Source organism: Rhodococcus sp. P4_B6, assembly GCF_056402215.1.
The window spans coordinates 36,528-48,609 of sequence record NZ_JBFUHV010000060.1 but is presented as its reverse complement, the minus strand read 5'-3'; the positions used below and the strand labels follow the sequence as shown (position 1 = coordinate 48,609).

10 protein-coding genes are annotated in these 12,082 nt (G+C 62.1%); 2 read left to right on the top strand and 8 right to left on the bottom strand.

What is annotated here, in order from left to right:
- From AC1DWT_RS25860 to AC1DWT_RS25830, 7 genes are all read right to left on the bottom strand, one after another.
- Positions 1-488 (bottom strand): amidohydrolase family protein (locus tag AC1DWT_RS25860; protein WP_477922782.1); only part of this gene is annotated, 488 nt, incomplete at its 3' end.
- A gap of 544 nt (positions 489-1,032) precedes the next feature.
- Complete coding sequence (locus AC1DWT_RS25855; protein ID WP_477922780.1) at positions 1,033-1,776, bottom strand: ABC transporter permease; 744 nt, start codon at positions 1,774-1,776, stop codon at positions 1,033-1,035.
- 100 nt (positions 1,777-1,876) lie between these two features.
- Positions 1,877-2,782: an ABC transporter ATP-binding protein gene (locus AC1DWT_RS25850; protein ID WP_477922778.1), complete on the bottom strand. Its 906-nt coding sequence runs from the start codon at positions 2,780-2,782 to the stop codon at positions 1,877-1,879.
- Complete coding sequence (locus AC1DWT_RS25845) at positions 2,779-3,678, bottom strand: amidohydrolase family protein (protein WP_477922776.1); 900 nt, start codon at positions 3,676-3,678, stop codon at positions 2,779-2,781. Before AC1DWT_RS25845 ends, AC1DWT_RS25850 begins: the two co-directional genes overlap by 4 nt.
- A complete protein-coding gene (locus AC1DWT_RS25840) occupies positions 3,669-4,433 on the bottom strand; it encodes an SDR family NAD(P)-dependent oxidoreductase (RefSeq protein ID WP_477922774.1) in 765 nt (254 codons plus the stop codon). The genes AC1DWT_RS25845 and AC1DWT_RS25840 overlap by 10 nt, the downstream gene beginning before the upstream one ends.
- A 47-nt stretch (positions 4,434-4,480) precedes the next feature.
- Complete coding sequence (locus AC1DWT_RS25835) at positions 4,481-5,662, bottom strand: ABC transporter substrate-binding protein (protein WP_477922772.1); 1,182 nt, start codon at positions 5,660-5,662, stop codon at positions 4,481-4,483.
- Between the two features lie 422 nt (positions 5,663-6,084).
- On the bottom strand, positions 6,085-6,696 hold the full coding sequence (locus AC1DWT_RS25830) for a TetR/AcrR family transcriptional regulator (protein ID WP_477922770.1): 612 nt from the start codon (positions 6,694-6,696) through the stop codon (positions 6,085-6,087).
- 1,127 nt (positions 6,697-7,823) lie between these two features.
- On the opposite strand from AC1DWT_RS25830, the gene AC1DWT_RS25825 reads away from it, so the two are divergent.
- A complete protein-coding gene (locus AC1DWT_RS25825; protein ID WP_477922768.1) occupies positions 7,824-8,897 on the top strand; it encodes an alkene reductase in 1,074 nt (357 codons plus the stop codon).
- 256 nt (positions 8,898-9,153) lie between these two features.
- Here AC1DWT_RS25825 and AC1DWT_RS25820 read toward each other — a convergent pair whose 3' ends face one another.
- Positions 9,154-11,460 (bottom strand): ATP-binding protein, encoded by a 2,307-nt coding sequence (locus AC1DWT_RS25820; protein ID WP_477922766.1) that lies wholly within the window; start codon positions 11,458-11,460, stop codon positions 9,154-9,156.
- Between the two features lie 230 nt (positions 11,461-11,690).
- Between AC1DWT_RS25820 and AC1DWT_RS25815 the strand changes: the two genes are divergently transcribed.
- Positions 11,691-12,074: a helix-turn-helix domain-containing protein gene (locus AC1DWT_RS25815; RefSeq protein WP_477922764.1), complete on the top strand. Its 384-nt coding sequence runs from the start codon at positions 11,691-11,693 to the stop codon at positions 12,072-12,074.
- Positions 12,075-12,082: the final 8 nt, after the last annotated feature.

Genomic DNA, 12,082 nt, shown 5'->3' with positions numbered 1-12,082 from the left:
ATCTTGAGCTCGTTGAAACGCGCTGCCACTCGCTGCAGGTGCACCGGGTCGCAGTAGGTCAAGTCTGGCCCGAGGAACAGGCTACTCGTGATGGAAATCAGCAGCCCCTCCTCCTGGCAGCGCTCATAGATCGGAAAGATGGTCTCGTCGTCGTCGTACAAGGGGAAATAACCGTTGTCGAACGCGATGCCCTTGAATCCCAGGTCGACGCACCGGTCCACCTCGGAGATGGCCGCCTTCGGGTTGGTGACGTCCACCGAGCCGAACCCGACGAATCGACCGGGGTGCGCAGAGAGGATTTCGGCGATCTCATCGTTGGGCACCGACCCCGCTGCGGGCGGGGCGGTGCGGCCCATCACCACACCGACGTCGATGCCGGCTTCGTCCATCTCCTCCACGAATGCGCCCATCGAAAACTCATCCCTGGAGCGATAGGGCGGCAGATCCAACTGAAACCCTTTCGCAGTGACCGGGTCCGGGTTGGACACCCGCGGGTGGAAGATGTGCAGCTTGGTGAAACTCTTATATGGCGGGCGAACCCGGAAGTCGACTATCACAACTCTCCTTGAGGTTTTCTGTTATTGGCGCGGATAGTCCGAGGGGAGCTGCCCGAATGTCTGCTCATCGAGCAAGAGCTTCGCTCCGAAACCGGCCCGCTCGTGTCTGCTGCCTTGGGCGACTAGACCTTTCAGCGAGTCTCGTCCATCCTGACGACATTCAACGAACGCTAGTTTTAGACAATTTGCTCGGTACCCCGAACCGTCCGATAGCTGACGCAGGTTTGCGGCAATACCTGTTCAGCCGGATCGATGCAGCACAGCCCTATTCACCTATTCAATTACTACCAACCTGTGCCAGCGTCGAAGATTTCTGGGTACCCGGCGCCGCCTAGCGAATCGGCGATCGAACCAACAGGTCACCGCTGACTGCAAGTCACGTCGGTGCGTCAGACCGACAGACCTGAATCCCGGGAATTCGCCTGCCGTGCTGACGTGTCGGCGCACTCGGCCAACTGGGCAGGACGGTGCTCCATCATCGCTGCCAAGACAACAGCCGCCGCTCAGTAAGGCTCATCAGCCCGTTGATGGCAACCGAGAACACCATGACTACGAACAGCACGGCGATGACGGCGTCCGGTTGAAACGACTGGGAGTACAAGCTAATCTTCTGTCCCCAGCCCTCCTGCGACGACAACATCTCCCCGAACACTGCCGCCAGCAGGGCATACACCGTACCCAGCTTGAGCCCGGCGAAGATGCCTGGGACCGAGGCCGGCAGGATGATCTTGACGAACATTCGGAACTCACCAATCGCCATCGCTCTACCCATCATCATGAAGTCCGGGTCGACTGTCTTGACGGCCGCCTGAGTGGCGATCATGACGATGAAGAACACGATACTGATCACCAGATACACCTTCGAGGCCATGCCGATCCCGAACCAAAGGATGAACATCGGCGCGAGCGCGACGCGGGGCAGCGAGTTCAGCGCGGTCAGGTAGGGCGAAAGAGCCGCATCGAGAAAGCTGAAGCGAGCAAGCATCAGCCCTGCAATCGCCCCCACGAAGGCCCCGATCACGAAGCCGACCAGGGTTTCGGTCATCGTGGCCAGGCTGTCTCCCCAGAAGTCCGGGCCTGTGACATAGGACGTCAAGGCATCCCACACCTTCGTGGGTTTGGAGACGGAGAACTCTGCGACAAACCCGGCGTCCACCACCCACTGCCACAGTGCCAGGAATAGCACGCCGATCCCGACCTGGACCGCAGAGATCGCCACCCGACGCCTCGACATCCTGCGCCTCGGTGCCGTACCCGTCGTATTGGTCGCGGGAGGATGCTGGGCCGTACGGGTCGCGGTGAGAACCTGGGGCTCCATGTCAGCCCTCCTCAAAAACGTTGATGGACTGCAACTCTTCGCGCAGATGGTTCCAGATGGTGTGGGTAGTCTCTCGGAACCTGGGGTCGTAACGGATCTCGGCGACGTCCCGCGGTCGCGGGAGATCGATCTCCATGTCCACCCGGATCCGTCCGGGACGGTGCGTCAGCATCACGACGCGGTCAGCCATGGCCACCGCCTCTTCGATGTCGTGGGTGACCATCACGATGGTCTTGCGCGACTTCTCCCAGATGTCAATGAACACGCCCTCCAGGATCAGCTTTGTCTGCTGGTCCAGTGCCGAGAATGGCTCGTCGAGCAGAATGATCTCCGGCGAGACGGCGAGCGTGCGGGCGATGGCGACCCGTTGCCGCATTCCCTGCGACAACTCGCCTCGCTTGAGCTCCTCGTACCCCTTGAGCCCGACTAGTTCAAGCATCTCGTACGCACGTTCCTTACGGGCAGCGCGAGTCAGACGCTGGGTCTCAAGCCCGAAGGCGACGTTCTTCCAGGCCGGCCTCCAGGGCAGGAGAGCGTCTCTGGCCGAGATGTAGCCGACCGAGGACCGTGGCCGGATAACCGGTTCCCCGCGGACTGCGATGCTGCCTTCGTCTGGACGGATCAAACCGGCCAGCATGTTCAGGAGCGTCGTCTTTCCGCAGCCGCTCGGGCCGACCAGGGCAAGGAACTCTCCCTCGCGGACATCGATCGAAACGTCGTCGAGTGCTGGCGGTTGCTCTCGCGGGCCGCCGAACCAATGCCGGACGGACTTGACGGAAAAGGCGAACTTCTGCTGGTTCGACGGCGAGTCTGTGGGGTTCGGGCCGATGGCCGTGGCGCTGGTCGTGGTACGCGTCATACGTTCTTCCGAAAGAACGGCGCCACTGGCCTGGTGTGTGCCCTTCACTGTGATGCCTTACCAGCGATAGCGACGACGTCGGCCGGCGCCGGAATCGGACCCAGCAGCTTCAACGCGTTCTCGGAGACGACCTTCTTCATCGCTTCGAACGGGATCGGGAATTGCAGAAACTTCTCGAGTGTGCCCAGCGGGTTGAACGGGAAGGCGCTGGCGTACACGACCTGGTCGGCGATAATGGTGCTCGCCGCATCGATGAACGGCTCTGCCCCTGGCAGGAACTCGTAGATCGATGCCTCGAGATAGACGTTGGATCGACGGTAGGCCAAACTAATCAGCTCAGTGACCTGGGGCCAGACGCCATGCGAGCAGACGATCTTGAGATCCGGGAACGTGGCCGCGACGCGGTCCACTGGCCAGGGATCACCGAATTGGGCCACCATGGGTCCCATGGTCAGGATGACTGGCACGTCAAGCTCCTGAGCAAGCTCGTACACGGGGAAGAGATACTTCTCGTTGTCGTAGCCGATCTCCTCCCCCGACAGCTGACGTGGCGGATCCATCGCAATGCCGGAGAGCTTCAGGTCGAAAATGGTACGCCGAACCTCGGCCAGTGCGGCGTCGCCCGTGAGCGGGTCGATGCCAGCGAAACCGGTCAGCCTCTGGGGGAACTGCCCCACACACTCGGCAATGTAGTCGTTCGGAATGGGACAGTCACCGGCCAACGATCCCTGTCGGCCGGTGAACACCGCACGTGAGATACCAAGTTGAGCGACGTTCTCCACGAACTCATCGAGCGGCTCGTTGCCCGGTCGCGGATAACCGAACCGGGGCCAGGGATCACGTCGGCCCGGCTGGTCGTAGATCGCCATGTACTCGGCGGTGTTCGGCCGGGCCCGGAAATCGGTGATCGGCCCCAGGTCGTCGACACTGAAGTTTATCGGCATGCGAGGATTCCTCCATCGAGGTAGAGAGTGGTTCCGGTAATGAAGTCGGAGTCGTCGGAGACCAGAAACGCAACCGCCGAGGCGACGTCGTTGGGTTGGCCGAAGCGCCCACGAAGGAGGCCGCGCATCATGTTCTGGCGGATCTCCTGGTCGGCAATCCGGTGTGCTGTGAGGTTGGTCTCGACCGGCCCAGGGCCGACCGCATTGACCCGAATGTTGTGGGGCGCCAGTCCCACCGCGAATGCCTTGGTGAGCTGCCGGACACCGCCCTTCGAGGCTGCATAGTGAGCTCCCTTGCCGGACACCAATTCGGCGTTCAGGGAAGAAATGTTGACAATCGCGCCCTTGCCGGCCTCGACCATCAACTTGGCGACCGACTGGCAAACCAGGAACGTACCGGTGAGGTTGATCCGGATGATGCGTTCCCACTCCTCGAAGGGCAGGTCCAGGACGTCGTGGTGACTGTTCACGCCAGCACAGTTGACTAGGGTGGTGATCGGATTCGCGGTCCAGGTCGACGCCCGACACACCAGGTTCGCCACGGACTCTGGGCTCGCCACGTCGACCTCCACCGAAAGGGCTTCGTGTCCCTGCTCGACAAGTTCGGCGGCCAGTTTCTCAGAGCTAACCTGGTTGATGTCCGCTGCGAGTACTTGATAGCCGTCATCGGCGAGCTTGGTGGCGACGGCTGCGCCGATTCCGCTGCCGGCCCCTGTGACGACGGCCACGCCGCGCATTGAGTTGCTCGATGACAATTGAAAACTCCTTCCAGAGTCGGTCCGGCTGCAGTCTTTGAATCGACTCACTTCGCTTGTTTGTCGAGGTACTTTCCGGCCGTGTAGTTCCAGACGAAGTCCTCGCAATTCGTCGGAAGATCCTCAGCGGTGGCCTGGTCGGTTTCCGCCAGCCACTTGGACGCGTTCATCACGCCCTCACAATTCATCCGTGCGCCGAAAGTCGCAGGCGCGGTCCTGGCGAGTTCGCTCACCGTCTCGTCGGGGGTGTTCGATGCGTACTTCTTGAAAATTGCGGCAAGTTCCTGCTCGTTGGCGGGGTCCGCGGCCCAGTCGGACGCCTCCACCATCGCGTCGACGAACCGCTGGTACGCCTCCGGCTTCTTCTCTACGGCCGGTTCGGTCGCGAAAAAGCCCGAGCCGCTCCACGTGCTGAAGTACTTGTTCGTGGCCCCGGTTCGCAGCGGTACCACCGGCACCGCGATCTTCCACACTTTCTCCACCTGTGTAGGGCCGGGCTCGGTATTTACCACGAAGTCTGCCTGACCGTTCTGCATGGCCAGCGGCAACTGCGTCCCACCACCGAGGGGAAGGATGTCCACGTCGTCCTTGCTCAGTCCTGCGTCATGGAGCAGTGAGAGCGCCACGTTGTAGTTGTCCGATCCGAGCGCGGTGACGCCCAGTCGCTTGCCCTTCATGCATTTGATCGGCTCGGGGTACGGCTTGCCGGCGTCGGGGCAGTTGTCCATCACACTCTCGAGTCCGGATACCCCGTAGATCTGATGCTGGATGTTCCCGATCAATTGATCGAAGGGCGTCCCCCCCTTCGCATTCGACTGCATGATCGCGTTAGTCGTCAGCGTCACCACGTCGATACTCCCGCTTTGTGCCGCCGCGATCTGGGTAGGACCGGTCGGAATGTTGATCCGCTCGATCTCGACACCGTGGCTGGCGAAGATGCCACGCTCCTCGGCGACGTACACCGGCGCCTCGAGCCACAAACCCTCATATGTGGCAACCTTCAAAGCCACCTTCCCCGACCCTCCCCCGCCGGACGAACTGCCGTTGGAACAGGAAGACGTCATGAGCAGCGTTGTGAGTGCGACAACGACGACGCTCACAGCGTGCAGTTTCTGCGATCGAATCTTCACGTGGATTCCCCTTCGGGCTGGAGTCAAAGCCTCAAATTTCAAAAAAGCGATCGTTTGTTTGTTTGTGATAAGTCTCTCGTCGACGACTACTTGTGTCAAGCCCCGCATTGGACTACCTGGCCCCCGGAGCGCCTCAAACCGTGCAGCATCAAGCCGGGGTGCGGGCTACGCTCAATCCCTCTCTGCCACACCTACGCCGGTCACGGGTACTCGCCGTACCCCGCATCGCAGCCACGACAGCAGAAGGTGTGGCGATCGGGACAACTGGCGCGCATTCAGCAGGTGAGCGATGTGATGCCTCCGCCCCTCAAAGAGATGGGTGGGGCGGAGATGTACTCGACCGTGTCCGGCCCCTATCCGACCTTCTCGTAGGTCGAACGCCAGGGCATCATCCGGCACGGCGGGAATATGGTCTTCGCCGTCTCCGAGGTCCACTGTGCTGCTTGATTCTCGCTATTCAGGTATGTGGTGAGGTTGCCATCGACATCCGCGAGTAACTCACGCACACAGGGTTACCGCACTCAGCTGTCGTCTTCGACGCCGAGCTGCCGCAACGCCATCGTGATATAGGCGTTGACCACCCTGTCGAGCGTCTTGGGGCCTCCGGGCTTGTACCAGGACGACACATGGGCACCCTGCGCGAGGATGGAGTACGTCTGCAGTTTGGCGTCGAGGATGTCCGCGCCGGCCTCCTTGGCCACGTCCTTGACCAGTTTCTGCAGCAGGCGCTCGTACTCCGCACGCTTGGCGAGCACTTCGTCGAGGTCGCCGTTACTGAGGGAGCGCAGTTCGGAGTTGCCGATGAAGACTTCTCTCGCGTGCTCGGCGTGGTAGCGGATGTGGCAGTCGACCGCCACCTTGAAGCGATCCACGGCACTGCCGTCGACGTCGAACAGGGCGCTGTTCACCGCCTCGAGGAGTTCGTCCATGACCGACACCATGATGTCCGTCAGGAGTTCTTCCTTGCCGCTGATGTGGTTGTAGAGGCTGCCGACCTGGATGCCGACCTCGCTGGCTACCGTGCGCAGCGACGTCGCCTTGTAGCCGTGCTCGTAGAATAGCCTGGCCGCGGCCTCGCGAATCGCGACATTCGTGCGTGCGCCGCCGCGGGTCACCCGAGTTGCTCGAGTCACTGTGCCCTCCGAAGTAAAGTTAACGGTCCCCGAAGGGGCCGGCGAGTGATCTCATAAACAATCGTACGTTTGCTGATTGGTATCTCGCTGCCCAGAATGTTCTGGCGAAGAAGTTGTTAAGCATGGGATCGCGCTGGGCCGAACTCTCTGCCGATGAATCCCAGCGACAAGATCGTCGAGACCAGCATCCGGGCGACGATTGAGCTGGTAACAACCGCGTCGCGCCTTTGGGGATCCCAGCGCAAAGCGCAAGGCCCGAGGCGAGCGCTGCGAGGCACTCAACAGCCGAGATTCAATCTCCTACCGCATAGCGCGCTGGTCGTCAGCCTTCGGCCCACTCAATCGCCTACGCATGCATTGATAGTCGGGGAGCCAACATGTTCTGGCTAGACGCCAATTTCACATAAGGACATATCATTTCGATATAGCAACTCAAACTGTCACATCGTGATTGAACGACCGTGTAATCGTCCGAAATTCAGTGCGCTGCAGTTGCTCGTCGTCCATGACTACGCCAGCCGCCACGCGCTAGTCGCAAACGCCGACATGGCGCCACCGAACCCAGCGCGGCGATACAACAGCTCGAGCGGGCCCATCAATGATCTGCTCGTGGGCGAAACCGAGCTTTACGCCCAGACCACTCCGACTCGGTCGGGCTAGTCGACCTAATCGCATCGGCGGACCACCCTCCCCCGCCAAGCAGATGCAGCGCCAATTTTCGACACAACCTGCGACAAGCGCCCGACGCTGCGCACGCCTGTGAGGGTTGACACATCGACCGATCTCGCCAATACTTACGTACGAACGTCCGTACGTTTACTCGGAGGGCCCCGCACCCAAAGATCGATCGCATGTGGGGTCGGCGAAGCAGTCAAACCCACTTGGGCATTACCGGAAATCCGTCGGTTCGTCCTTTGGCAGCGTCGCCGGGACAAGGTCTTCGGGTGCAACCTCTGGGATCGCTACGCCGATGAGACCGAGTCCAGGGGTACGACTGACTACACCACAAGAATCACGTGCACTAGACACCGTCGAAAACTAGCCACGCACAGGGCATTGCTCGGTGCCGACGCACGCCAGGCTACAACCGGGCGACAAACACCCCCACAGTAAGGAGTTCTCAGGTCATGTTGTTCGAGACATACAAATTGGGTTCACTCGAGCTGTCGAATCGAGTCGTCATGGCACCCATGACGCGGGTTCGCGCCTCCGAGACGGGACTACCGTGCGAGAGTGCCGCGCTCTACTACGCGCAACGCGCCAGCGCAGGGCTCATCGTGAGCGAGGGCATTTCGCCGTCGAAGCAGGGACAGTCCGAGCCGAATATTCCCGGTCTCTACAACGATGAGCAGGAGGAAGCCTGGCGCCCGATCACCCAGTCTGTTCACGATGCCGGCGGCCGGATCTTCGCCCAGCTCATGCACGGCGGCCGCGTGGGGCACCCGGAGATCAACGGAATGCAGCCGCTCGGAGCCTCGCCCATCGCCGCCCAGGGCACGATCTTCAACTCCGGTGGTCGGCTCGCGTTCGTCACGCCCGCCGAGATGACCGTCGAGCAGATTCGAGAGCAGGTCAACGTGTTTGTCGCGGCGGCCGAGCGCGCGATCGCCGCCGGCTTCGACGGCGTCGAGATCCACGGCGCCAACGGCTACCTGATCCAGCAGTTCCTGTCGGACAACAGCAATCAGCGCACCGACCAGTACGGCGGGTCGCATGAGAACCGGGCACGCTTCGCGGTCGAGGTCGCTACCGCCGTCAGCGCCGCCATCGGCGCCGACCGAGTGGGGATCAGGTTCTCACCCGGCGGGAAGTTCCACGACATGAACGAGAGCGATCCCGAGGGCCTCTACACCACGCTTCTCAACGCATTGAATCCGCTGGGGTTGGCGTACCTTCACATCCTCGAGACTGCATCGGACGATATCAACGACCGCATCCGGGAGATCTGGACTGGTCCGCTGATCGTGAACCCTGCGATTGTCGGAAGTGCAGACTTCGTCGACAGGGCGAATGCCGACCGGTGGTTGGCGCGCGGCGGCGACCTGATCGCATTCGGCCGGTACTTCATCTCCAATCCGGACTTGGTACGTCGCCTGCGCGATGGCCTCGATCTGACCATGCCCGATCTCGACACCTTTTACTCGGGCGGGGACAAGGGCTACATCGACTACCCGGAGTGGTCGGACAGCGCCGTCAGCTGACACTGATTGGGCGTGGCCGGGCCGGAGTTATTCCGGCCCGGCAGTGCTGTGTTGAGCTACCAATGGAGTTGCTCCGCCGCAGATGCTGTCGGCGGGCATGTTGGGCCTCCAATGGGCGATGCCGGAGGGCGCGTGCGTTCGAGTTGCCTGCCGGTGTGCGCGATTCCATGACCCCATAGGCCCTCAAACCCCGCCGCCCCGCGTTGTTGTGGCTCGAAAGCTCATCGTTCACCTGACGAACATCCACGTGATTGGGTCACCGCCCGTGCCAGCCGACTTCCAAGACAGCCTCGGGGTCGACGGCGTCGCGCTCTGTCAGCCAGGCGGCAACGTGGACGCGGGAGGTGAATCCGAGCTTGTTGAGTATCCGCTCGACGTGGCCTTGGGCTGTGCGCTGCGAAATGACCAGAGTCTCGGCGATTGCCTTGTTGGTCAACCCCTGCCTGATCAGCTGGGCGACCTGCCACTCACGTGGGGTCAATCGATCACCGGATCGGGTGCAGCGCTCATCTTGGTCGGGTTGTTCACCGAGTGCGTACGCCACGGCCTGGTCGAGGCTGAAGCGTCGCCCTCGCTGCTGCGCTTGGGAGTGCTCCCGCTCGCCGAGTCTCAGCGTGGTCCGTGCGCTCATATCGTCGAGGTTTGCTGGTGCGCCGGTGGGGATTCGGCCGACACGGTGTTGCCATGCAGCGGAGGCTTCGAACAACACAGCGGCGCGTTCGGCGTGGCGGTCGGCGGTGAGGGTCGCGGCGATATGTAGGAGGTCGGCTGCAAGGACAGGACTTCGCAGCTGTCGTGTCAGATGTAGAGCAACTTCGAGGTGATGAGCTGCCCGTGTGGGTGCACCGGTTTCGGAGATAACAGCGAGGGCCGTATGAGCAACGGCCCGGTTCACCGATTCGCCGTGTGCGTTGGAGATTGCGAGGGCTTCCTGGAGGTAAGGGGCTGCGCTCTCGAGGTCGCCGTTGCGACCGAGAGCGCGACCGAGTCCGGTCAGTGCTTCCAAGCGTGCGGTGTCGTCCCCGGACGGATCAATCGCCTCCAGCGTGATTTCAAAGAGTGCGGACGCCGTCGTGGCATCGTCACTCGCGAGCGACACTTCGGCTTCCGCACGGAGAACGAGTTGCCCTACGCGCGGATCCGAGTTCAGGGCGGCGAATCGACGCGCCTCGGCGAGCAGATCGAAGGCCTCGTGAGATCGGCCCTGTAGGCCGGCCAGTGTGCTTTCGGCGCACAGCGCGGTGATCTGCGCGAATGAGTGCCCCGGGAGTTGGTGGGCCCGGGCGTGGCTCAGCCAGTGTCGGCCCTCGTCGAGGAGACCGCGTGTCATCCAGAATCGCCGGAGTGCGATCGCGATGCGAAGTCCGCACGGTGCGTCGCGTGGCTCGTCGAGGCGGGCCGACATCACGGCGTAGAGGTTGGCCCGTTCACGGTCGAGGCGATCGATGAGTTCGACCTGCCGAGAGCCTAGCCAGCAGGCGTCCGCGTGGAGGGCGAGTTTGATGAACCAGTCTCGATACCTGTGGAGGACGGTCGTGTGCCGGTCGGTTGCCCGCAGCTTGTCGAGGCCGTAGTTGCGCACCGTCGCGAGCATGCGATATCGGACTAGACCGGGGGTCTGTTCGGGGGTGATGATCGACTTGTTGATCAGCGAGGTCAATACGTCGAGTAACTCGCCTGAGGTGGCGTAGCCGGCGCATACTGCTTCGGCGGCGTCGAGCTCGAATCCGCCTTCGAATATCGACAGCACCTCCCACAGGCATCGCTCGGTCGCCGAGCACAGGTCGTAACTCCAGTCCAGGCTCGAGCGCAGGCTCTGCTGACGTGCGGGCGCTCCCCGGCTGCCGAGGGTGAGGAAACAGCACGGATCGTCGAGGTGTTCGAGGATCTGCTGTGTGGACAAGGCCCGCAGCCGCTGAGCCGCTAGCTCGATGGGTAGGGGAAGCCCCTCGAGACGCTGGCAAATCTTCACGACGGCGAACTGATTCTCCTCGGTAATCCCGAAGCCTGGCACGGCGGCGCTGGCCCGATCGGCGAACAGGGCGACTGCCTCGTAGCTGGGGAGCCCGCTCGGTGAACTCAGGCAGTGGCAGTCGGGGGTCGCCAACGGTCGCAGCGCCAGGGTGACTTCGCCGCCGATGCCCAGACATTCCCGACTGGTGGCCAGTATGCGCAGATCCGGGCAGATCCGAAGCAGTTTGCCGACCACTACCGCAACGTCGTCGACCAGGTGCTCGCAGTTGTCGAACACGAGCAGCGCGCGTTGTGTCGCCAGGTGTTCGGTCAGATCGTCGAGAGAGGGCGCTGTGATCTCGGGTGCCAGTGACTCGGCGATGGTCTCGATCAGTTTCCCGGCGTCGTGCACGTCGCCGAGTTCGACGAGCCGGACACCGCCTGTGAACGTGTGCGCGATGTCTGCCGCCACGCGCAACGCCAGACGTGTTTTCCCCACTCCCCCTATTCCGGTCACGGTGACCAACCGGTGAGTACCGAGGAGTCGTTTGGCGTCAGCGAGTTCGGTGCGCCTCCCGACAAAGCTGGTCAACTCGAGCGGGAGGCGCACTGTTCGATCCCCAATGGCAAGCGACATGGAACCGCTTCTTTCAGTGGAGTTGCTTCGGTGCCCAACACTCACTTAAACTTACGAGTGTTTGTTTGCTGTAGCCTACGACGCTACCCTGCGGATGGCAAGGATCCCCCTGTCGGCCAACAATTTCAGGCCGAGTTTCAGCAGGTCACGAAGTCCGCGCCGGAGAGTCCATGGCTCGGTTGGACCCGGAGGTTGCGGAATCGATGACGATGTACGCCGAGCTGAGTCAAATCCTCGACTTGCTTCACTCTCAGCACGTGGATGACCGGGCGGCACGCCTTCGTGCCGCATCGGCGCTGGAGAGGGTCCTGCTCTCCGGCGGCCGCGCCGATTCGTGTGTTCACACCGGACTCCCTGCCCGCGGCGAAATCACGCGCCCTTCCGATCACGACGAGCCGTTGACCGGTCGCGAGCACGAGATTCTGGGAATGATGGCCGATGGTGCATCGAACGCCGAAATTGGTCGTGACCTGTACATTTCGAGGAACACGGTCCGGTTTCACGTTAGCAATATTCTGCGCAAGATGTCGGTGAACAATCGCACCGCGGCGGTGGCGAGAATGACAACCGGAATCGGTGCGCGCTGAACCTCTCC